The organism is Rickettsia aeschlimannii (genome assembly GCF_047973405.1).
Lineage (GTDB): Bacteria > Pseudomonadota > Alphaproteobacteria > Rickettsiales > Rickettsiaceae > Rickettsia > Rickettsia rickettsii.
In genome coordinates this window covers 150,435-173,283 of record NZ_JBFQGO010000002.1, presented here as the reverse complement: position 1 = coordinate 173,283, position 22,849 = coordinate 150,435, and the positions used below count along the sequence as shown (strand labels likewise).

Genomic DNA, 22,849 nt, shown 5'->3' with positions numbered 1-22,849 from the left:
ATAAGTATGAGAGATATTACTAAGATAAAGCTGTAACTATTTAGCTATAGGTAAACTATTTTCTGCTTGGTTTTCTTCAATTTCATTAATCTTAGAAACTAAATCAGATTTCTTTTTTGAGGAAAGGTTAGCAAGTACTATTGCATTTATTAAAAATAATATTGTAAGTATTATAGTGCTTTTAGTAAGAAAATTACCGACTGTTTTAGCACTGACTACTCCCATATTATTACCGCCGCTTATACTACTAATTCCATCCGATCCGCTACGCTGCATTAGAATAACTATAATTAGCAATATTGCAATAGTAATATGTACAAAAAGAAGAATGTCTATCATATAATAAAATAATCGTTACCGTATTTTTAAATCATACATTAGTTTTATATTATTTGCAACTTAGCTTTATAAAATAAACATAATACTATAATAGTATCTGACAGAAACTAGACTAAAATCAGCATATGAGTTTTTCAAGAAAGGTTAAAAACTCACAAAACTTAGGATGTGTGGTGGTGCTACTAGGGGGGATCGAACCCCCGGCCTCTTCATTACCAATGAAGTGCTCTACCCCTGAGCTATAGTAGCAAGATTATTTCAAACCCTTTTTGCCACATATTTGTCATTAAATCAAGAAAAATTTTAAATTCGTTTACTATTTACAAAAAAGCTCTTATTCTAGCTCTTCATTCGCTCCACTTATATGTACCACATCATAAGATGCTACTGTAGTTTCATTAGCATGCATCACAAATTCTTTCTGTAAATAATCCCTTAAAATCTTTAGTGTTTTTTCTTTGGTTTGGCGTGCTAATATCATTTTATTATCTTGTACTAACTTGTGTAATTTGGGTATCTCTTCTGCAGTAATAAGCCTCATGTCCAAACAACCGTTTTCTTCTTGTTATAGAAGGTCAGCCGTTACACTCGTAGTAACTCTATGACATGTACCGAATAAGTCTAGATCTATCCTTGAAATTGCTTTGTCACTAGTTACTTCTTTAAAAGTTCTGGAACGATTGATGTTATCCTCAGAGATACTGGCAAAGACTAATCCCTTTTCAGTTATTTTTATGTTCACAAGCATCACCATAGTAATAACTCTTAGGTTTAAAGACTACAATTTTGTTATTAAATTCAACTAGATTTGCAGGTTTTGTAATTTTTTCATATTTTATCTAAACTTCTATTTTTGTAAAAAGATAAGGCAATCAATGCAAAAATACAGCTTAATATGACATAATAAACTGCTGAGGTTACATGCCCTGTTTTGTGTACTAAATATTCAAAGACAAGAGGCGTAGTACCACCAAAAATACCTGTAGCAGTGTTATATGAAATAGAGAGAGCAGTGTTACGTATATTTGTAGGATACAATTCTGCTTGTAATGCCGGTTCAGGACCAATATAGCTAGCAGCAAGTATAGCAAGTATCAATTGTGAGATAATTACACTTGTGAAGGCCCCATTCTCAAAATTATTAAGTAAAAACGGCGTTGTTACAATAATTATTATCAGATTAATTACAAAAATTTTCCTGCGACCTATAATATCGGATAGATAACCGCTTAATAAAGTTACGGCTATCATAATCACGTAACACACACTAGCAAGGCTATTTACCTCATTTTCAGTAAAGTTGCGGCTAATTTTTAAAAACGATACCAAGTAAATTGTAGTTAGATAGAATATTATCGAACCGGGAGCATTGATAAAAATCGAGATTAATATATCAAACCAATAATTGGTAATGACTTTTTTTAACGGTGATTGTAAAATCTTTTTCTGATCTCTTAGATTTTTAAAATTCGGTGTTTCGTGTGTATTTTTTTTAATATAAAATGCTGCAAAAAGAATAAAAAAACCAAGTAAAAAAGGTATTCTCCAGCCAAAACTATCAAATTGTGAAGCTGTTAGGATATTCTTAACGATATAAGAAACAAAAGAACCAAGCAATAAACCGGAGCATATACTAGACATTGAAATACTACCGGTAAAGCCTTGGTGTTTATGGCTAGTATGCTCAATAACAAAGGAAATAGAGCCGGTCAAAGCTCCTCCCATTGATAATCCTTGTAGAATTCGTACACAAATCATTAATATAGTCGCAGTTATACCGATAGTATGGTAAGTTGGTAATATTCCTATTAATACGGTTGGGACAGACATGCAAAATAACGCACTAGTTAAGGCTACTTTGCGTCCAAATCTATCACCGATAACACCAAAAAATATGCCACCCAACGGTCTTGCCAAATAACCTATAGCAAATACTAAAAAAGTTTGCAGTAAAGAAGTATTAGCATCATCATTTGGGAAAAATTTTGTTCCTATTATGGGTGCAAAATAACCGAATAATACATAATCATACCATTCAAAAGTGTTAGCGATACCGCTTGAAAATACTAGTTTACTGCGATTCATGTTTTCTATTCATAGCTTTTTTTTCGGAATATATTATAAATAAGGTGGTAGGAATTATTATTACTGCTCCATGAAGTGTGCTTTTATCGGGGAATTCGTTAAATATGAAATATGCCGCTATTGCTGAAATCACCAGCTCTAAATATCTATAAGGAGCGGTAGCGGTTGCATCTACCATGGAAAAAGCTTTAAGCAGGAAGAATAATATTAAGCTTCCACTACTACCGAGTACAAACAATAAAGCTAATTCAAAACTACTAGGAGTTAGCCAATACTGCGATGCTACAGGTAACGACACTATAGCAGTTACTATTGCCGAATAAAATAGCATGCTAATCATCGATTCTTTTATTACAAATTTTTTATTAATAATATCAAGCATAGCAAATGAAATAGCCGCTAATACAAAATACAAAATTTCTGGGTTAAAATCCTCGGCATGCGGTTTAAGCGTAACAACAAGTCCTATAAATCCTACTACGGTAACTACCCATCTTGGCCAAATAATATTTTCGTTCAGAAAAAATACGGCAAGTATTAAAGTAAATAAAGGAATAGAAAAACTTACGACTGTTGCAGTAGTAACGGGAGCTATGGTAAGACCGTAAGTCCAAGAAGTCATACCGAAAAATAATAATAACCCTCTTAATATATGTACAAAAGGACGACTTGTTTTTAAAGTATTTTTACCATAATAAACAACAAAAGGTAGTAAAACTATACTACTGAAAAAGAAGCGGAAAAAAGCTACTTCAAAGCTATGTAAACGAGTCCCAAGATATTTAGACATTACATCATTGGCACTACTACTTACTAAACTAAGTAAAAACCAACCTATACCGGTTAAATATGTTTTTAATGCATCATTCATTAATATGCTCCAATAATTTCTATAATTTCACTTAAATATCTTGACTTTTAGCATAAAAGAATTCTATCTTTTATGACAATGGTATAAATATATAAACAAAAATTTTCATATAATAATACGGTAATCAATTTTAAGCAAGTAAAGGTTATAATTATATGTTAAGAATAGTGAAAAAATTAGGGATAATTTTGTTTGTATCCAGCATAAGTATTAATAGTTTTGCTAAAAGCATGTATGATGATGTAGACTCTGCTCCTGACTATGATAGTACATCGTATTACGAAAACGAAGGCAGTTTAGTTTTCAAGATGCGTCTAGGAGGTGTTGTTTCAAGTGCTAAGCAAAAAGGATTACCTACTCCTACCTCTCCTCAACCTGTTTCAGTAGGAGAAGTTGCAAAAAACGGTTATGGAGGTGATGCGTCCACTACTATATTCTTTAATAATTATTTAGCTGCTGAATTATCACTTGGCTTTAATGTTTTACGCACTAAATATACATCCCTTACAGCCGTTGCTCATAATTATGGCGCTGATAATGTCAAACTAGGAAAAAACAAACCTATTTATATGATTCCTGCAACAGTTACCGGACAATTTCATATAGCTCCTTACGGTGGAATAAGACCATATATAGGTATAGGTTATCACGGTTCTTATATGCTTACACAAGCTACCGGTCTTAAAATTAGAAACGAACACGGTGCCGTAGGACAAATAGGTGTAGATTTTTATGCTAAAGATGATACTTTAATCAATATTGACGTAAGACAATTTTTCTTAAATCCTAAACTTGAGTATAAACCGAATTTAGTAGGTAATAAAACTGTGACCTCTAAAGTTAAACTTAATCCTTTAATAGTTTCTATAGGTATAGGATTTACTTTTTAGCCTTGTTGCATGGTTCTTGAAACGTATTTGTCATCCCGCGACTTGATCGCGGGATCCAGTTTTTTTTATTTTTTTGGATACCGCGGTCCAAGCCGCGGGGTGGCACTAAATAGCTAATAATATAAACATAAATTCACCTATGCCACTACAAATTATCCAGTTATTATACTTAGTTGCGGCTGTTTGCTTTATTCTATCACTCAAATTCTTATCCTCACAGAAACAAGCACGTTTAGGCAGTACCATAGGTATTTTGGGGATGGCGATAGCAGTCGTCGTTACTTTTTTCCTACCGGATTTTACTCATAAATTACCCATTATAGCAACCACATTATTAGGTGCTGTAATCGGCGGGATTATCGCACTTAAAATTTCCATGACGGCAATGCCTCAATTAGTAGCGGGATTTCACTCTTTTGTCGGTCTTGCTGCGGTATTTGTAGCTTATGCTACAGTACTTGCTCCTGAAAATTTTTCTATAGGAATAGCAGGAAGTTTACCGATTAATGCATTAATAGAAATATCAGTAGGCGTCTCTATCGGTGCTTTAACTTTTAGCGGTTCGATTATAGCTTTTCTAAAACTACAAGGCTTAATGAAAAGCAGCCCGTTAAAATTCTACGGTCAGCAATATATATGCTTATTAACGGTAATAATATTGGTTATTCTAGTAATATCGTTTATTCGTTCAGAGAATATATTTTTATTTAATCTAATAGTCTTTTTATCACTGTTAATCGGAGTATTACTAATAATACCGGTAGGCGGTGCAGATATGCCTGTTATAGTCTCAATGCTAAATTCTTATTCAGGTTTTGCAGCAGCAGGTATAGGCTTTACGCTTAACAATAGCCTACTTATTATTACTGGAGCATTAGTCGGTAGTAGCGGAGCTATACTTAGCTATATAATGTGCAAAGCGATGAATCGCTCATTAATTAAGGTTATTTTTGGGGCGTTTTTGCCTGCACCTACTGGAATTAACAAGGATATAGACGACGATAAAATAGCAAAAACAAGCTGCCCTGAAGATGCGGCACATTTACTACTTAATACATCATCGGTGATAATTGTTCCTGGTTACGGTATGGCAGTAGCCCAGTCTCAGTATATCATAAAAGAGATGGTTGATATATTAGAACGTTCAGATATTAATGTACGTTTTGCCATACATCCGGTAGCAGGTAGAATGCCGGGGCATATGAATGTTTTACTTGCAGAAGCTAATATAGATTATGAGAAAGTACTTGAGCTTGAAGAAATTAATAGAGATTTCGCTACCACTGACGTAGTGCTTGTGATTGGGGCAAATGACGTAACTAATCCTGCTGCTAAAAATGATCCGAACAGTCCAATTTACGGTATGCCGGTACTCGATGTCGAAAAAGCACGTACGATTTTGTTTATTAAACGCTCTATGGCATCAGGATATGCAGGTATAAAAAATGCGCTATTTTATCACGATAATACTTTTATGTTATTTGGCGATGCTAAGAAAGTAGTTGAGGAGATAGTTAAGTTTCTAAATGAAGATTGACTTAAATAACTCTATTTGTTATAACTTCTTAAATTAAGCCAAAAAACAATCATCATGAATTCGCAAAAAACATTACCGCTTCTGCCAAAAGCCACGGCTATGTGGTTAATTGAAAATACTTCTTTAACTTTTAAACAAATTGCCGATTTTTGCGGTATTCATGAATTTGAAATAAAAGGTATGGCTGACGGTGAAGTAGCACAATCTATAAAAGGTTTAAATCCAATTGCAAACGGTCAGTTAACTTTAGAGGAAATTGAGCGTTGCAGTAAAGATCCTAATGCTAATTTACAAATTTCATATAGCCCTGCTGATGAATTGATGAAAAATCAGAAAAAACAACGTGCTAGATACACTCCTATAGCAAGACGTCAAGATAAACCGGATGCTATATATTGGTTGTTGTCTAATTATCCGAATATCCAAGACCATCAAATAATTAAATTAATAGGTACTACTAAAATTACTATAGATGCTATTAGAACCCGTAGCCATTGGAATATGAATTCTATTCATCCTCGTGATCCCGTATTACTGGGGATCTGTAGTCAAATAGACCTGAATAAAATAGTAGAAAGCTTAAAGCCTCGACAAAATCCTACAAAAGAATCATAAAATTATACTAACTGCTATCCTGCGAAAAGCTTGCTTACGTGAATTATTTTTTTGATTGTTACCCCGCCCCTTGATCAGCGTTATTGCGTAGCTCGTTTATGTCATTCCTATATAGTCGGAACATTGCTGGATGGACTGGTAAAATTCACTATGTCACCCTGTGGCTTGACCCACTGGGTCCACAAAAAAAATCTAAGATACTAATATTATTAGTATCTTAAGCTAGATTCCGTGGTCAAGCCACGGAATGACAACGGATACGTTTTTCAATCCACACTGACAATACTTTTCTCACAAACGGATTTTTTATGGATTAGAAAAGTGATTATTGCCTAATAAATCGTTTATTGCTAGGTAAAGTATAACTTTTATCGGTAGAACGATAGGGACAAATATCAATTCCTCCACGCCTAGTATATACTATATAAATAGAAAGAAAATCAGGACTTATAGCCTTTTTAATATCTGTAAAAATACGCTCAGCACACTGCTCTGCAAACTCATTACAATTTCTAAAAGATATTAAATATTTCAGAAAAGAATCATGTTTTAACTTTTTCCCTTTATATTTTATAACGATTGTACCCCAATCCGGTTGACCGGTTACTAGGCAATTTGATTTGAGTAAATTAGAATTAATCTCTTCTTCTACCAAAACATCTTCATATTCAATTAAACTATTATCTGGTGCACCGTAATTATTGCATACTATATCTAAATCATCGATATTTTTACCACTTGGAACACCAAATTCTACTTTTGTATTTATAGGAAATATACGTCCTGTTACTTTAGCGTGTGTAACATTACTTAGATCCTGCAAGATAATTTTTTCTAGTTCTTTTACTGATTCAACAACAAAGTTATTAAAAGAATTTAGATATAATTTAAATGATTTTGATTCTACTATATTTTCAGAATCCGTCGGTATATAAAAAGTGCCTACTCCAACCCATGGCTTACCGTTCTTATCAAGACAAGATAGTTCATATGTATTCCAAACATCTACACCATAAAACGGAAGATTATTACTATTTATTCCAAGTTCGTTTCGATTATTTATACGTGAAATTTTAAATAATAAAGTCACATCATAACTATCTTTATAAGTACTTTTTTTACCAAGTAAAGAAGTAGATAAAGGCATTAATTATGCTCCTTGTGCTAAAATTTCTTTTTGTTGTAACTCATCATATTCTTTTAGCATATAACCACGTCCCCACACTGTGTCGATATAATCTCTACCGCCGGCAGCATCACTTAACTTTTTACGAAGTTTACAAATAAATACGTCAATAATTTTCATTTCCGGTTCATCAACACTACTATATAAGTGATTTAAGAACATTTCTTTAGTTAAGATAGTCCCTCTTCGGAGTATTAATAGCTCTAAAATAGCATATTCTTTGTTCGTCAAATGTACTTTTTTGCCGTCAACTTCTACACTTCTAGTATCTAGGTTTATGCTAACCTTATCAAACCTAAATACCGATGCTGCATGACCTTTAGAACGTCTAACTATAGCTTTAATTCTAGCAATTAATTCCTCTCTTACAAACGGCTTGGTTAGATAATCATCAGCTCCGGAAGAGAAACCAGTAATCTTTTGATCCGTATCCGTTAAGCTAGATAAAATTAAGATTGGGGTTTTTATTTTTGCAGCACGCAATCTTAGTAATATCTCAAAACCATTAATATCCGGTAACATAAGATCTAAGATTACTAGATCATAACCACCAACTTTACCAAGTCTTAACCCTTCCACACCAACTGAAGCTTTATCGCAAACTATCCCTTCTGAAGCTAAAGTTAGCTCAATTAAGTTAGCCATTTCCGGCTCGCCTTCAATTAACAAAACTCTCATTATTTTTCTCCATAAAATTCAATTTTTATATTGTGCTATAATTTAATTGTTAACTAAATTATAATTTTTTATGTAGTGCTTTATACATTCATTAATAACATAAGTAAAGAATATTTAATCAAATTGATAAAATTTTTACTATTAAGCTCTATCTGTAATTTAAAAACCATGGCGTTTAAAACGAAATTTATTAAATAATTAAATGATTTTCTTAGTTTTGATGCTCCGACATTTTCTTATGATATAAGGCACCAAAATCTATAGGATCAATCATTAAAGGCTGGAATCCTGCATCTTGAGTACAGCTAGCTATAATTTTTCTGGCAAATGGGAATATCATTGCCGGACAATGAACGGATAATAAAACCGGATGTTGTTCAGAATCAATATTAATTAAATTAAATACTCCAGCATATTTTAATTCTATCTGAAATAATTTATATTTCTCATTTCTTGCAATTGCCTCGATATTTAACTCTACTTCATAGAAATTTTCTTCCGATAAATTAGTAACATTTATATCTAGAGATAAATCAATTTGAGGGCGTTGATCCAAAGCCGCAAGAGAAGACGGGGCAGAAGGGTTCTCAAGAGATAAATCTTTTATATATTGTGCATTAACAGAAATATGCGGCATTGTCTCATTAGTATCGGTGTTTATTGTACTCATAAAAATCCTTATTAAAAATTTAATATAATTTTCTACATAAAAAAGTTATGTCAGTGGTAAAGTTACGCCTACTTGTTTCATATATTTTCCTTGGCGATCGGCATATGAAGTATCACAAATTTGATCACTCTTTAAAAATAAAAACTGACAAGCTCCTTCATTTGCATATATTTTAGCAGGTAATGGAGTAGTATTAGAAAACTCTAAAGTTACATGTCCTTCCCACTCCGGTTCTAACGGAGTCACATTTACTATTATACCGCATCTTGCATAAGTGGACTTGCCGACACAAATAACTAATACATCACGCGGTATTTTAAAATATTCTATAGTTCTGCCAAGGGCAAAGCTATTAGGTGGAATAATACACACATCTACTTCTCTATCAACTAAATTATATTCACTGAAATTTTTGGGATCAACCGTAGTAGAATTTATATTGGTGAATATTTTAAATTCATTAGATACTCTAGCATCATAGCCGTAAGAAGATAAGCCGTAAGAAATAATCTTTTCTTTATTATGCACTCTTACCTGCTTTTCCGCAAAGGGTCTTATCATACTTTGATTTATAACAGCTTCTTTTATCCACTTATCTGACATTATAGCCATAATCAAAACTTGATTTAATTAATAAACTAATGATTATAACTCATAATTATTTACAATACAAAATTTTTCTTTAAAGCTATAAGTCTGAGACTACTTGAATAATGATAGTGATAATAATACAACATATATATACTTAAAATTATTACAAATTAAAATAGTTTTTTATTGTTAATTCTGAAAAGTATTATTATGTTCTAGTGTAGTTGATTTATATTTATTAATACCAAAAATTTATAGTATTTTATTATTTAAGTTTATAGGAGCTTTATTAAAGTGAAAAAATTATTAGCTGCAAGTATTATTTGCCTTGCATCGGCTGGTCTTGCCGAAGAAAATCCAACACCTGTTATTTCTAATTCTGATACTGAAATAAAATTAGAAGGATTATATTTATTTGAAAGCGGTTATATTAAACAGGATCATTTAATTTTATTTGATAAAAATGTAACTGATAACAGGAAAAAGCTAGGTTTTTACACGGAAGCAGCGTTTGCGGCCACTATTGCTAAAACTATCAATGATGTAATAGCAGGTGCTAAAATAGTGCTTCAGCCTACTACAAGAGCAAAAACCTCTACAAGTTATAATGGATCACATATCTTTATTGAAACTAGTTACGGTAAAGTAGAACTCGGCTCTCCTGCTGACGCAAGCACTAAGTTGCGTATTACCGGCGGTCAAGTAACTGCAGGTACCGGAGGATGGTATAGATATGCTCTACTTGACGGTCAATATATGCGATATAACCGTTTAAAACCGGATTTTGATACTAGTGCTAGCTTTTATCTTGAGTCATACTCTAATTCTTTTAATCAAATCAATGATAAAGCTGAGAAAGCTAGAAGATTGAATTTTTTCACGCCTAAAATGAAAGGCTTCCAAGCCGGAGTTTCTTATACTCCAGATACTGCTAATACAGGCGGTAATAGAGATATAAATAATTTAACACTTGAAAGCTCAGGCAGAAGCGGAGTTAGTGTTTCTAAAACCGGAATAAAGACGGTTAAATTAGAGAATAACGAAATCATGACTATTAATCAGAATATTAGGGATGCTTTTTCTGCCGGCTTAACTTATGAACATGAAATTAGCGAAGATGCAGGCTTAAAATTATCTGTCACCGGAGAATACGGTAAACCTGCTCGTCGTCTTATTCATGCTAAAATGGACGGTACTACAATTCAAGTGCTTAATACCTATAAGCTTTCTAATTTAAAAGCATATAATCTTGGAGCTGTATTTACTTACGGTAATTTCTCTTGTGGCGCTTCTTACGGTAATTTAGGTAAAAGCTTAACCGCTAAGGAATATTATAAAGTCGGTCGTGATACCTATTATTACAATGGAGCAGTTGCTTATGGACAAGGACCTATAAAAACAAGTCTTGAATATCTTAAAACTTCAAGATATAAAAACACCGTTGATGCTGTAAGCCTCGCTACTGAATATAAGATCATGCCTGGTTTATTACCATATGCTGAAATTTCTCATTTCCAAGCTAAAGGTAAACCTGTATATTACCCTGAAGCACCTAGTAAAACAATACGAGGTACTGTTGGTCTTATAGGTACAAAACTTAAGTTTTAATTATTTATAAATTAATTGCCATCACTATTATAATCAAGGCTTAGAGCAATCTTATGCCTTGATTATTCCATTTTTTAATTGAACTATCAATAAACTTTATAGTTCCGTCGTTGTAATAATCTTGTTTTCTCTTCTGTTAAATCTTTAAACCATTCTATTAGCTTACAGCTCTCTCATTCTTGTCAAATTATGCTTAGCTTTTGTACTTCAAGTACCGGCGAACCTTGAAAAATTTATGCTATACTGCCTTTTGATTAAATAAAATTATATATTTTACTTTTTTTATTTTTAGATATTGATTGTCTATGATTACCATATATTGTGATCCAACCATAATATATGGTAATCATGTGATATATGATTTTTATTATTTTGAGTAACACTATGAATCATGCTCAATTTACAAGCTCAGGATATTCCTTTGTAAATGAATTAAAAGCAGTTACAAGATATGCAACCGCTTCTAAATTATTATTTAAAGATGCATATAATTTTGTTTCTAGTTCCAACTTAAAAAAATATTTACAATATTACTACATGCTTTAAATATTCAGAAAGTCTATACAAAAGACGGGTATTTTGAGGCAACATTGAAGTTTTTTAATATGCAACAGGATAATTCTCTAAAGATAGATGTACTCAGAACATCGAAAACCAGCATCAGAGGACAATGAAAATCTTTTCTCTCCTATATTAAATGTATTTAAAAACATGATGGAAACAAGTAACATTATAGATAAATATATTACTGCAATCCCTCATTTAATGAGTATAGGTTTTACCTTAAAAAAATTTCAAGCCCCAACCACGTTATAAGCAAATTTGATGCAATAAAGGTACCAGCACTTATGGCTGCCACTATCGAAAAACCTTTAATAGATACAATTAGAGAGGATTGTTCTACTATAATTCAATTTTTCAAAGACAGTAATACTCTATTAACTGGTGTTTATAACCTTTTCGGTAATAATAATGAAGATTTTACATATTATCAATTAGAGGAAGGTTATCAGGATGATCAGGTTGATGTTATAGGAGTAGGAGATAGTAACATCTATTAATTTAAATAGGTAAGATGAGTTTAAAAGCCTATAAAAACTTTTAATAATAGAACGGTACAAGCAAACTTATAAATAATTCGCTTGTATCAAACCACATAAAGTATGCTATTTTTTTACTCAATCTTTATTATAATTATGATGAAAATCTATTATTTTTTGGGAAGCCCATAGGAGGTAATTTACCGGTACTACCTCTTTTGCCTAAAAATGCAACAATGTTTTTCTCAAGTTTTACTTTTCCATTGTTATTCCAACCTAAGCCGTCTTCTTTATTGAATATTTTAATATCTAGAAGCTTAGCATTCTTAAATTTTTGCAGCGTTACACCTTGCCCTTTTTTCATTTCAGGTATTTCATCTATATTAAATACCAGTAATTTACGACTTTCACCGATACAAGCAATACTATCCCCGTTTACAGGTAAACAAGCTATACATACATGACCATCCAGTACATTCATAATTTGCTTTCCTGTTTTTGTTTGAGCCATTACTTCATTTGAATTAACTAAAAACCCCTTACCTACACTACTTGCGAGTAATAAAAGCTGATCAGGTTTATAGACTAAAATATTCGTAATATCGTTATTACCTATATCCACAAGTAGCTTTATAGATTCCCCTGTTCCTTTACCTTTGGAAATATTATCGGCAAGCAAAGTAAAAAATCTGCCTTCTGAACTAACTATTAATATTTTATCAGTCGTGTAAGCTTCTAAAATAAATTTCTCTGCATCACCTTCTTTATATTTGATAGTCGATAAATCGGTGTTATGACCTTTTAACGAACGAACCCACCCCATTTTTGAGCAGATAATAGTAATCGGCTCTTTAGTAATGAAAGCCGTTATATCAACTACTTGATTCGTAAGCGTTACTTCCTCAAAGCTTGTACGCCTTGCTCCTATTACCGTATTTAATCCAAATTTCGTTTGTACTGTTTTGATTTCTTTTTTAACTATTTTCCATAGTTCTTTAGGGTTATTTAGAATTTCTTCTAATATAGCTTGTTGCTTCTGCAAATTACTATGCTCATTAATAATTTCCTGCTCTTCAAGCTTGCGAAGCGAGCGAAGACGGGTATTTAATATCGCTTCTACTTGTATTTCGGTTAGTTTAAACCACTCCATCATTATCGCTTTTGGCTCATCTTCTTCACGAATAATTTTAATTATCTCATCAAGATTTAGATAAGCTATCCTAAGCCCTTTTAGAATTTCTAAACGATGCTTGATTTTGTTTAAAAGATAAGTTGATCTGCGAGTAACAATATTTTGTCTATGATCTAGAAACTCTTGTAAAATCTCTAAAATATTCATTACTCTCGGCACGTTATTACTGCCGATCACATTCATATTTAACTGAATGCGGCTTTCTAAATTCGTTAGCTTGAATAGAGATTCCATAACTATTTGCGGATCACATCCCCGATCTCTTGGCTCTATAACCAACCTTATAATGTCTGTTGATTCATCTCTAATATTGCTAACAAGGGGAATTTTTTTATCCTTTAGTAATATTGCTATTTGTTCTATAAGTTTTGATTTCTGAACCTGATAAGGTATCTCGGTTACGACTATCTGATATGTACCGTAACTCAGCTCCTCTTTTTCCCATCTGCTTCTCACTCTAAGACTACCGCGTCCAGTAGTATATGCAGCATTAATAACTTCAGCTTTATCAATAATTATACCGCCGGTCGGGAAATCAGGACCTTTGATAAAGTTCATTATATCGTTAATTTCAGCTTTCGGATGGTCGATTAAATGTATTAGAGCATCACAAAGCTCATGTAAATTATGCGGCGGTATATTGGTCGCCATACCGACTGCTATCCCTTCAGAACCATTAGCTAGTAAATTCGGAAAACTTGCCGGCATTATTACCGGTTCTAAATCGGAATCATCATAAGTAGGGCGAAAATCTACCGTATCTTTATCGATGTCCTCCATTAATAACGTACATATGTCCGTCATACGTGATTCGGTATAACGCATAGCTGCCGCATTATCACCGTCGATAGAGCCGAAATTACCCTGCCCATCAATTAAAGGATAACGCAACAAAAAATGCTGAGCAAGACGTACCAAGGTATCATACACTGCCACATCACCGTGCGGGTGGTATTTACCTATTACGTCACCGACCACCCTTGCACATTTCTTATAGCAGGAATTCGGCTCAAGCCTTAACTGTAGCATTGCGTATAATAACCTACGATGTACAGGCTTGAGTCCGTCACGTACGTCAGGAAGCGAACGTGACATAATTGTTGATAACGCATAAGTAAGATAACGCTCTGATAATGCATTACCAAAGTCAATATTTTCTATTTTAGCTTCTTTCATAAGTTATTTAGTTTTTATTTATCGTCATTGCGAGCAGTCGTTGTTGCGTGGTTCTCTATGTCATTCCATTCCTGCAAAAGCAGGAATCCAGAGAAAAAGTATAAACACAGCAAATTTTTAAAATTAAAAGCTCGATTTATCTGGCTTTATGATGGATTTCTGCTTTCGCAGGAATGACATAAGAGTATACAAACATCACTTCAATACACAACTCTGCTTATTATAAGCTAATTTCTTACAAACCGCTTTAGCTTGACTAAGACTACCATAATCACCGGCTAAGATTAAATAGAAAAATTTGCCGTCGTCATATTTAACTTTTTTGGTTGTGATAACAACATTTTTAAGAATTTTCGGGAATTTCTTTTTTATTCTTTCCCCTTCTTTCATTGCTTCTGCTTCAGATTTTACCGAACCTAGTTGTACTTTATAACTTTCATTATTTTTACAATTTTTAGCATTACTAACCTTATCTTTACTTCCTTTTTCAAGCTTTATTATATTTAAATCCGTTTCATTTTTGGAGTTATTATTTGGCTCTATTAATGCAATAAGGTTAGATATTTCATCAAAAGATTCATCGCTTTGAGCTTGATTACGAGAATCTATACGCATAGGTTTCTCAGGGTCAGGAAGCAATTTTACGGTTTTAATATTTGTATCTTTAGCAATAAGATTTTCATATATCGTACTATGTACTGCTGCTATTTGGTTATTTTCTATTATAGACGGTTTTATTTTTGTAGGCAGCTCATCAGGATAAATAATAATTACCGGCTTGCTATTCTGATAATATTGATAACCAAAATAAATAGCGGATATACATACTAAAAATACTAGAAATATTTTAATAAAAATATTATTGATCATATTTAGTAATTTGATAATAGAAAAACGTCATTGCGAGGAAAAATTGAAAATTTTGACGAAGCAATCTCAGGAGTATTATTGCATGAGATTGCCACGCAGCCTACGGCTGCTCGCAATGACGACTCGGTATCCACACGAGCAATACCTCCTTACAATGACGATGAAAACCTCACTACATTTTGTTCATTGGTTCTACACCTATCACTTCGAGACCACTAGCTATAACTTTCTGTATGGCACTTGCAAGAGCAAGGCGTGCTAGAGTTAATTCTTTATTGCTCTCAATCACAAATCTATAATCGCTATTTTCTTTACCGAAATTCCACATAGAATGAAATTTTGAGGCTAAATTTATTAAATAAAATGCGATGCGATGCGGTTCAAAATATTTTGCAGCTGCTTCTAATGTTTTCGTCCAGCTAGCCAAAAGTTTTATAATCTCAATTTCTTCTTCAGAGGATAATAAAGATAAATTATACTTACCTACTTCAAAGTTAGTATAAGATTCAGGCATTAATTCTCTAGCTTTTGATAAAATAGATATCGTTCTCACATGTGCATATTGTACATAAAAGATAGGATTTTCTCTTGATTGTTCTTTCACTTTTACCAAATCAAAATCAAGTGGCTTATCATTTTGTCTAGTCAACATCATAAATCTTATGATATCTTTCCCCACCTCATGATTTACGTCTTGCACACTAGCAAAGCTCCCAAGACGTTTTGACATTTTAACCGGCACACCGTTTTCAACGAAATTGACCAATTGACAGATTTTAACGTCCACTTTAACCTGCTCCTTACCTAAAGCTTTAACTATTGCCTCAATTCTTTTAACATATCCACTATGATCGGCACCAAGTACATAAATTAAGTGATTCGCTCCCCGCTCTATTTTATCCTTAGCATATGCAAGATCAGAAGCAAAATAAGACCAACTTCCATCAGCTTTTTCTATAGGACGATCTTGACTATCACCGTACTTAGTAGATTTAAATAATTTTTGAACTCTATTATCCCACTCTTCGTGAATTTTACCTTTAGGGGCAGGTAACGTACCTTCATAAATTAGCCCCATACGCTCCAGTAGTTTAACTGTTTCCTCTATCTCACCTTTATCATGCAATGATTGTTCAGAGAAAAATATATCATGTTTAATCCCTAAATCTGCCAAATCTTTTCTATTTAAATCAAGCATTTTTTCTACGGCAAAACTTTTGATTATTTTGAACCTTTCAGCATCATTCATCGTTAATAATTTATTGCCGTATTCTTTCGCTAAAATTTGCCCAAGCGGAATTAAATACTCTCCCGGATATAACCCGGCAGGGATAGTAATTTGCTCACCTAAAGCCTCTTTATAACGTAATAATACCGTACTAACTAAAGCATTTATTTGTGAGCCTGCATCATTAACATAATATTCTTTTGTAACGGAGTAACCTACCTTTTGCAAAATCCTTGCTAGCACATCACCATATACCGCACCCCTAGCATGCCCTATATGCATTGGACCGGTGGGATTTGCCGAAACATACTCGATGTTAATATTTCTGCTTTTATCTATATCAATTTCAAAAAACTTTTCTTCATGCTGTAAAATATCCTTTATTGATGCCTGCCAACTATCAGCTTTTATAGTAAAATTAATAAAGCCAGGTCCTGCTATTTCTATACTTGCAATATAAGGTAATGTTATAAGAACTTCTTTAAATTTTAAAGCCACTTCCCGAGGAGAAATACTTTCTTTAGCTGCAATAATCATTGCAATATTACTTGACAAATCACCGTTAAAACTATCTTTCGGTGTTTCAATAGTAGCAGTATTTGCTATTTCTTGATTATTATATAATTGCCTACTTGCTACAATTATATCTTGTTTCAATTGATTAAATATATTCATAATTATTAAATGTTATTAAAATTCAGCGAATAGAATTCTTACAAACGCTCGTTAATAAGGAGGAATTTGTAGGAGACACAGAACGCAGCACCGCAGCGTACACTTTAGTACGTGAGGATGCGAGTACCGGAGCGACGCACAAATTACCCTTAGAAGCAAGTTATGTAGGAAGTCGAGCAGAGCTGATTATATTCCTGAATGGCAAAACGGTCAGTCATCCCTGCTATATAATCAGCAACAACTCTAGCTTTACTATATGTTTCATTAGAGTCTATTAGCATTTTCCAATTAACCGGCAATAAATTAATATCATCCATATAAACCTTAAACAGACCTTGTAAGATTTTAGTACATTTAAGGCTGATGGCCGTAATTTTATTACTTTTATAAACTCGCTCATGAAGAAACTTCTTAGTTTCTTTAATATTTTCATTAGTTTTTTCCGTAAAATCCACTATCTGATAATTCAAGTTACGTATCTCATCTATGTTAGTAATTTTTTCTTTATTTAAATTTTCTTTTGTCTGCCATAATAAATCGGTAATTAACTCATGTATTAGCTTACGTACTACCTCATAAATCAGACATGAGGAACTAATATTTTTAAATTTTGACTTGAGTTCAAAAACATGTTGATCAATATATTTAAGTTCAGCAAGACTATTAAAATCGATAATTTTAGCACCGATACTATCTTCCAAATCATGCGAAATATAGCTAATATCATCGGCAAGAGCTGCTATTTGAGCCTCTGCTGATGCATAGGTACTAAGTTCTAAATCATTTTGCTTATTATACTCTGCTATATATTCATTTATCTCGCCTAGTATAGGACCGTTATGTTTTACTATTCCTTCTAAAACTTCCCATGTTAAATTTACTCCATTATAAGCCGCATATCTTTTTTCAAGTAATGTTAGTATCTTTAAAGATTGAGCATTATGAGAAAAGCCGTTATACTCTCTCATACATTTATTTAAAGCCTGCTCTCCCGCATGACCGAAAGGCGTATGCCCAAGATCATGAGCAAGTGCTATTGTCTCAGCTAAATCATTTGATAAATTTAAAGTATTAGCGACCGAACGTGCAACAGTCGAAACCTCTAAAGAATGAGTTAGCCTATTTCTGTAATGATCTCCCTCGTGATTAATAAAAACTTGAGTTTTATATTGCAAACGCCTAAATGCATTAGTATGTATAATGCGATCACGATCACGTTCAAACTCGTTTCTATAAGAGGTCGGGATTTCCTTATATAATCTTCCCCTACTTTTAAGAGGATCAGAAGCGTATGAAGCAAGCATCGTTATCCTTTATTTTGAAAGACGTTGTTGTGTGGTTCTAACTTTTCGTCATTGCGAGGAAATTGCATAGCAATTGACAAAGCGATCTTAGGAGTTTGTTATTATTTCATGAGATTGCAACGCAGCCTACGGCTGCTCGCAATGACGATTTGGTATCCACACAACAAAGCCCACTTGAAAAATATCAAGATATACTATATAATTTATGAGACTTTTACAAGGTAATTTTAAGTGATGATAACAATTACGGATAGAGCTTTTGAACGGGTTTGCGAGTTAGTAAAGCTAGAAAAAGATAAAAATTTAGTACTGCGAGTTTCGGTTGATAGCGGCGGTTGCTCAGGACTTATATATAATTACGAACTAGTCTCAAAAGATAATATAGAGCAAGATGATTATGTCATTACTAAACATAATGCTACAATTATTATTGATCCTATCTCTCAAAAATTTATGCTAGATTGCACTCTTGATTTTACAGAAGAGCTAGGCAGTTCATATTTCAACGTTAGTAATCCGCAAGCTAAAGCAAAATGCGGCTGCGGTAATTCTTTCTCAGTGTAAATGCAAGTATTGCAAGTGGGCATTGTTATTAGAATGCCGATGTCATCCCTGCAACAGCAGCAATGACATCGCAACGTCAAACTTTTAATGTTAATCATTAAGTTGCATAGTTGCTCCACCTACCTCAACTTCGTCATTATTTATCATAAGGAGGACGCTCTACTTCATTACTATTAACGTTATTATCTTTATCTTCTTCGTTATCTGAAGCATTACTATCTATGTTAATATAAACATGTTGTTCTTGGGCTTTGTTGAGCTATTAAACTTTGTTTTAATGTTTCAGCTTGAGATTTTCTTAAATTTAGTCCTTGTCCTTTACATTGCTCCGTAGAGAGAATTTTAAGGCCTTGAGATTGTCTTATTAAATCATCACATACCAAAACTCCGCAGTCCGAAGTATTTCCTTCTTCTTGTTGTTGAGTTTTTAAATCCATTATTTCATCAGAGCAAACCTCGATAATAAGTTTTACTAAGTCAGGACGATCATTTAACGATCTGCCCAAAAGATCATTATAAGTAAATATTATCTTATTTGTATCATTATCTTTACTAATCATCATACTTACCCAATGCCCATGTCCTATATTAATCGGCATAAGTACAACTTTACCTTTGTTCTTCAAATCCTCATGCACTCTCTCTAAGTGCATCTCTTACTTGTTCAGGGTTTGTTAAATCAACATAGGGTAACTATAGAGAATTTATTTTTGTCTATATTTGCTTCTAATATATTTTTTATATCATCTTCACTATACTAGTAATCCGATTCTTGTATATTTTCTATAGTGTGAAGCTGGGTACTTTTCGTTGGCGGCGGTTGTTGTGGATGCTTTTGCTGCGGCTGAATTAAAGCTTTTTCTTGTTTTTGAGGCTGCGTATCATTTTGTTTGTTTACTTCTTGTTGATCATTAGTCAATTGCTCATTTTGATTTTGTTGTACTTCTGGCCACTCCTTGGCCTGCGGCTCCGACAGTGAAACAAAATCATTTATTATAGTCTGTGTATCACTTAAAAATTTTGTCAGCCTCTTTAGTAACTATACTCAGATCTTTCATCTTACCTTTGTTAAGCATTGAGCATATAAAAGTAGTATTTTCCTCCATCTTCGTACTATAAACTTTATCAACTTTTAACAATAATTTTTGTTCTGCCTGAGGGCCTAGCTATACTTGCAGCCTTTAAATATTCAAAAGCAGCTAGCGGTATTAAATTTAAATAAAAATTCCCCTAAAGATATAAAAGATCTTTTTTTAAAGATAGATAATTCTCTACTTCTTTTTTATTCTTAGGGATGTTAAAAATTTCTCTAAGAATAAAACTACACTCTTCTATCGGGTCTATACTTAAACTTACCTTGAAATATTTTATTGCTTCAAGAAGCAATTTAATTACTATTTCGCTTTTATTTTCGTCCTTATAGAATCTCCCTAAATTTAAAAATAATCCACCTATTTTTTACAAATATTGCTAAAAATGTACGGAATTGTATCATGGCCATAGAGAAAGTTAAAATCTTTATCAATTTCCAGAGCATTAATATATTCTCTTATTACTCTAAACCAATCTAATTCCGATTTACTATTTTCATAGATTATACCTAAATAATAATGAGCATTGGCTTTTATTTCATTTATAGATATAATAATATGCTCAGCTTGCGATCCCGTAAGTTTATCAAGCCATTCTAATGCTTCTTTATAATATTTTTTTTGTTCTTTATTAGATTATACATTATCGGTTATTTGATAAGGTTTTAATTTTATATCTAATATAGCTTTATTATTTACTAAAGAAAGTTTAGTTATTGTTTTATTAAGTCTAAACACCTCAGCTAAAATTTTTATTTGCTTATCATTTATACCGCAATTGTCCAAAAAGACTTGCTCAATAGTCTTATTATTCCTTAAATAATTTGCTATATATGGTATATCTTCTGTTATAAAGTGGTAGTTACTAAAATCCAAAGCGGTTACATTGATAAACTCCGCAAGCCCGCTATTTGGTTTTACTAATGTTTAATTAAATATAGAACGAGTGTTATTAGAGAGCCAAGCTATAATATCTTTATATTCATACTTAGAGATATGAAGCTTGTGTTTGGAGTTAATATATCCTTACTTAATATTACGTAATTTCATTAATATATTACATTCTTCAAGAACAGTTAAGTCTGGAGTGTTTTTTTGTTCCAAAATATTATTAAAATACTCCGTCAAAAAATCATTTATATTTTTTAAACCTCGTTCCTATTTAGGACTACCAAGCAGTGTACTGCCAACTGCTTTTATTTGATTCCACATAATAATTACACCTATAAATTATTTGCATTTATACAAATAAAAACATTTCTGATCTATAAGTTGAATAAATAAATATTAATACTATTTAAAAACTAAATAAGTAAATTTACAATAAAGATTTAAAGGCGAATTGGTGAAATTCTAATGATAAGAAAGTTCTATTTTTTTATATTGTAAAAAATTATTACTTCTATTTTAAAATTGAATTAATAGGGGATATTTATATATATTTTAGGTAAAATTTGAAGTTATTTTTCTTTTGTAATTTTATCATATTTTTTTAGTTTGACAAGAATGGACTCTAGATTATCCAACTTCATCATACATGGACCGTCGCTTGGAGCGTTATCGGGGTCTTGATGTACTTCCATATACATACCGGCAATACCTACAGAAGTTGCTGCCTTTGCAAGTAACTCTACATATTTTCTTTCTCCACCGGTACTACTTCCTAGCCCCCCCGGTTGCTGAACGGAATGTGTGGCATCAAAAACTATAGGTACATTTAACTCTGCCATTATTGCAAGACTACGCATATCAGATACCAAGTTATTATAGCCAAAACATGCTCCTCGCTCTGTAAATAATATATCCTTTACTCCAAAAGCTTCTAGTTTTGTTTGTACATTTTTCATATCCCACGGAGCTAGAAACTGTCCTTTTTTTACTTTTACTATTTTACCTGTTTTTGCTGCAGCTTGAAGCAAGTCGGTTTGTCTACATAAAAATGCCGGAATTTGTAAAATATCTGCTACTTTGGCTGTTTCGGTACATTGACTCTCTGAATGAACATCAGTAACAATAGGGCAATCGAATTCAGATTTTACTTTTGATAAAATTTCTAAACCTTTCTCAATACCAAGTCCTCTAATCCCATGTACGGAAGTTCTATTAGCTTTATCAAAAGAAGATTTATAAATAAATGGAATCTCAAGCTTGCTAGTTAATTTAACAAGTTTTTCTGCCATAAACAACGCATGATCTTTTCCTTCAATCTGACAAGGCCCTGTAATTAAAACAAACGGTAAATCATTTCCTATTTTGATATTGTTAAGTTTTACTATTTTCTGCATAATTCTTAGATTTAATTAATTGAGCGAGGCACGGATTAGTGTTTCTCTGTTATATCAGGTACTGATTCATTTTCTATTAATTCATTATTAATTATTAGTGTATAATATTTTTCTTTTATTGTCGTTAAATCATAACTACCATGATAATAACCTTCTAGGTTAATAATTTTTTTTAAATAAAAATTTACCTGCTCTGTTTCTAACGGTTCATCTATATTTTTTACAATAGACGACTTAATATTAATTAAATACGCTTTTATTTTTTTTAATTCTTTAATAATTATAAAAATATCATGCGGTTTTGTTACCAATATTCCTACAAACAAAATTAATAATATTTGCGTTAAAGACATA

At 32.4% G+C, this 22,849-nt stretch carries 24 protein-coding genes, 1 tRNA gene and 2 pseudogenes; 9 read left to right on the top strand and 18 right to left on the bottom strand.

What is annotated here, in order from left to right; genetic code table 11:
* Positions 1-36 precede the first annotated feature (36 nt).
* The 5 genes from secG to AB4K15_RS02340 all read right to left on the bottom strand — a co-directional run bounded on the left by secG (position 37) and on the right by AB4K15_RS02340 (position 3,295).
* Entirely contained in the window at positions 37-339 is a 303-nt protein-coding gene (gene secG / locus AB4K15_RS02360) for a preprotein translocase subunit SecG (protein WP_032073806.1), read from the bottom strand.
* A 174-nt stretch (positions 340-513) separates the two neighbouring features.
* Positions 514-588 (bottom strand) — tRNA-Thr (locus tag AB4K15_RS02355).
* 85 nt (positions 589-673) lie between these two features.
* On the bottom strand, positions 674-886 hold the full coding sequence (locus AB4K15_RS02350; protein ID WP_032073805.1) for a hypothetical protein: 213 nt from the start codon (positions 884-886) through the stop codon (positions 674-676).
* Between the two features lie 281 nt (positions 887-1,167).
* Positions 1,168-2,424 (bottom strand): MFS transporter, encoded by a 1,257-nt coding sequence (locus AB4K15_RS02345; protein ID WP_032073803.1) that lies wholly within the window; start codon positions 2,422-2,424, stop codon positions 1,168-1,170.
* A complete protein-coding gene (locus AB4K15_RS02340) occupies positions 2,411-3,295 on the bottom strand; it encodes a DMT family transporter (RefSeq protein ID WP_017443411.1) in 885 nt (294 codons plus the stop codon). The genes AB4K15_RS02345 and AB4K15_RS02340 overlap by 14 nt, the downstream gene beginning before the upstream one ends.
* A 155-nt stretch (positions 3,296-3,450) precedes the next feature.
* Here AB4K15_RS02340 and AB4K15_RS02335 point away from each other — a divergent pair, with 155 nt between their 5' ends.
* The 3 genes from AB4K15_RS02335 (at position 3,451) to AB4K15_RS02325 (ending at position 6,337) form a co-directional block, all read left to right on the top strand.
* Positions 3,451-4,185, top strand: a complete 735-nt coding sequence (locus tag AB4K15_RS02335; protein ID WP_032073802.1) for an OmpW/AlkL family protein — start codon at positions 3,451-3,453, stop codon at positions 4,183-4,185.
* Between the two features lie 139 nt (positions 4,186-4,324).
* Positions 4,325-5,722 (top strand): NAD(P)(+) transhydrogenase (Re/Si-specific) subunit beta, encoded by a 1,398-nt coding sequence (locus AB4K15_RS02330; RefSeq protein WP_032073801.1) that lies wholly within the window; start codon positions 4,325-4,327, stop codon positions 5,720-5,722.
* Positions 5,723-5,776: 54 nt separating this feature from the next.
* Positions 5,777-6,337 (top strand): cell cycle transcriptional regulator TrcR, encoded by a 561-nt coding sequence (locus AB4K15_RS02325; protein ID WP_032073800.1) that lies wholly within the window; start codon positions 5,777-5,779, stop codon positions 6,335-6,337.
* Between the two features lie 325 nt (positions 6,338-6,662).
* Here the strand turns inward: AB4K15_RS02325 and queF are convergent, their stop codons facing one another.
* The 4 genes from queF to dcd all read right to left on the bottom strand — a co-directional run bounded on the left by queF (position 6,663) and on the right by dcd (position 9,483).
* Positions 6,663-7,484 carry an NADPH-dependent 7-cyano-7-deazaguanine reductase QueF gene (gene queF, locus AB4K15_RS02320; protein WP_032073799.1) on the bottom strand — a complete coding sequence of 274 codons (822 nt, stop codon included), beginning with the start codon at positions 7,482-7,484 and terminating at the stop codon, positions 6,663-6,665.
* A gap of 3 nt (positions 7,485-7,487) precedes the next feature.
* Positions 7,488-8,201, bottom strand: coding sequence for a response regulator transcription factor CtrA (ctrA, locus tag AB4K15_RS02315; protein WP_014365198.1), 714 nt, complete (start codon positions 8,199-8,201; stop codon positions 7,488-7,490).
* A gap of 211 nt (positions 8,202-8,412) precedes the next feature.
* On the bottom strand, positions 8,413-8,871 hold the full coding sequence (secB, locus tag AB4K15_RS02310) for a protein-export chaperone SecB (RefSeq protein WP_032073797.1): 459 nt from the start codon (positions 8,869-8,871) through the stop codon (positions 8,413-8,415).
* A gap of 45 nt (positions 8,872-8,916) precedes the next feature.
* Positions 8,917-9,483 (bottom strand): dCTP deaminase, encoded by a 567-nt coding sequence (dcd, locus tag AB4K15_RS02305; RefSeq protein WP_010420471.1) that lies wholly within the window; start codon positions 9,481-9,483, stop codon positions 8,917-8,919.
* 273 nt (positions 9,484-9,756) lie between these two features.
* Between dcd and AB4K15_RS02300 the strand changes: the two genes are divergently transcribed.
* The 3 genes from AB4K15_RS02300 to AB4K15_RS02290 all read left to right on the top strand — a co-directional run bounded on the left by AB4K15_RS02300 (position 9,757) and on the right by AB4K15_RS02290 (position 12,131).
* On the top strand, positions 9,757-11,070 hold the full coding sequence (locus tag AB4K15_RS02300) for a porin (RefSeq protein WP_500224267.1): 1,314 nt from the start codon (positions 9,757-9,759) through the stop codon (positions 11,068-11,070).
* A 384-nt stretch (positions 11,071-11,454) separates the two neighbouring features.
* Entirely contained in the window at positions 11,455-11,616 is a 162-nt protein-coding gene (locus AB4K15_RS02295) for a hypothetical protein (RefSeq protein ID WP_500225678.1), read from the top strand.
* A gap of 302 nt (positions 11,617-11,918) precedes the next feature.
* Entirely contained in the window at positions 11,919-12,131 is a 213-nt protein-coding gene (locus tag AB4K15_RS02290) for a hypothetical protein (RefSeq protein WP_392505927.1), read from the top strand.
* A 133-nt stretch (positions 12,132-12,264) separates the two neighbouring features.
* Here AB4K15_RS02290 and parC read toward each other — a convergent pair whose 3' ends face one another.
* The 3 genes from parC to argS form a co-directional block, all read right to left on the bottom strand.
* Positions 12,265-14,478 carry a DNA topoisomerase IV subunit A gene (parC, locus tag AB4K15_RS02285; protein WP_032073793.1) on the bottom strand — a complete coding sequence of 738 codons (2,214 nt, stop codon included), beginning with the start codon at positions 14,476-14,478 and terminating at the stop codon, positions 12,265-12,267.
* A 195-nt stretch (positions 14,479-14,673) separates the two neighbouring features.
* Positions 14,674-15,348, bottom strand: a complete 675-nt coding sequence (locus AB4K15_RS02280) for an SPOR domain-containing protein (RefSeq protein WP_032073792.1) — start codon at positions 15,346-15,348, stop codon at positions 14,674-14,676.
* Between the two features lie 172 nt (positions 15,349-15,520).
* Positions 15,521-17,251 (bottom strand): arginine--tRNA ligase, encoded by a 1,731-nt coding sequence (gene argS / locus AB4K15_RS02275; protein WP_500224256.1) that lies wholly within the window; start codon positions 17,249-17,251, stop codon positions 15,521-15,523.
* Between the two features lie 29 nt (positions 17,252-17,280).
* Here argS and AB4K15_RS02270 point away from each other — a divergent pair.
* Positions 17,281-17,487: pseudogene (locus AB4K15_RS02270) on the top strand (palindromic element RPE1 domain-containing protein); the annotation flags it as partial.
* Here the strand turns inward: AB4K15_RS02270 and AB4K15_RS02265 are convergent.
* Positions 17,401-18,555, bottom strand: a complete 1,155-nt coding sequence (locus AB4K15_RS02265; protein WP_032073790.1) for a deoxyguanosinetriphosphate triphosphohydrolase — start codon at positions 18,553-18,555, stop codon at positions 17,401-17,403. The pseudogene AB4K15_RS02270 and the gene AB4K15_RS02265 sit on opposite strands and share 87 nt — an antisense overlap.
* 95 nt (positions 18,556-18,650) lie before the next feature.
* Here AB4K15_RS02265 and AB4K15_RS02260 point away from each other — a divergent pair, with 95 nt between their 5' ends.
* Together AB4K15_RS02260 and AB4K15_RS02255 are read left to right on the top strand one after the other, a co-directional pair.
* On the top strand, positions 18,651-18,764 hold the full coding sequence (locus AB4K15_RS02260; protein WP_084698774.1) for a multidrug transporter: 114 nt from the start codon (positions 18,651-18,653) through the stop codon (positions 18,762-18,764).
* A 22-nt stretch (positions 18,765-18,786) separates the two neighbouring features.
* Positions 18,787-19,119, top strand: coding sequence for a HesB/IscA family protein (locus tag AB4K15_RS02255; protein ID WP_032073789.1), 333 nt, complete (start codon positions 18,787-18,789; stop codon positions 19,117-19,119).
* 224 nt (positions 19,120-19,343) lie between these two features.
* On the opposite strand, the gene AB4K15_RS02250 is transcribed toward AB4K15_RS02255, so the two are convergent.
* The 5 genes and pseudogenes from AB4K15_RS02250 to AB4K15_RS02230 all read right to left on the bottom strand — a co-directional run bounded on the left by AB4K15_RS02250 (position 19,344) and on the right by AB4K15_RS02230 (position 22,848).
* Positions 19,344-19,745: a C48 family peptidase gene (locus tag AB4K15_RS02250; protein ID WP_500224248.1), complete on the bottom strand. Its 402-nt coding sequence runs from the start codon at positions 19,743-19,745 to the stop codon at positions 19,344-19,346.
* 263 nt (positions 19,746-20,008) lie between these two features.
* Positions 20,009-20,505 (bottom strand): annotated as a pseudogene (locus AB4K15_RS02245) (hypothetical protein); the annotation flags it as partial.
* A gap of 341 nt (positions 20,506-20,846) precedes the next feature.
* The gene (locus tag AB4K15_RS02240) at positions 20,847-20,996 is read right to left on the bottom strand and encodes a hypothetical protein (RefSeq protein ID WP_500224246.1); all 150 of its coding nucleotides are present in this window, start codon (positions 20,994-20,996) and stop codon (positions 20,847-20,849) included.
* 674 nt (positions 20,997-21,670) lie between these two features.
* Positions 21,671-22,495, bottom strand: a complete 825-nt coding sequence (gene kdsA, locus AB4K15_RS02235) for a 3-deoxy-8-phosphooctulonate synthase (protein ID WP_032073787.1) — start codon at positions 22,493-22,495, stop codon at positions 21,671-21,673.
* 35 nt (positions 22,496-22,530) lie between these two features.
* Positions 22,531-22,848: a DUF2672 domain-containing protein gene (locus AB4K15_RS02230; protein ID WP_032073786.1), complete on the bottom strand. Its 318-nt coding sequence runs from the start codon at positions 22,846-22,848 to the stop codon at positions 22,531-22,533.
* Between the last annotated feature and the right edge of the window lies 1 nt (position 22,849).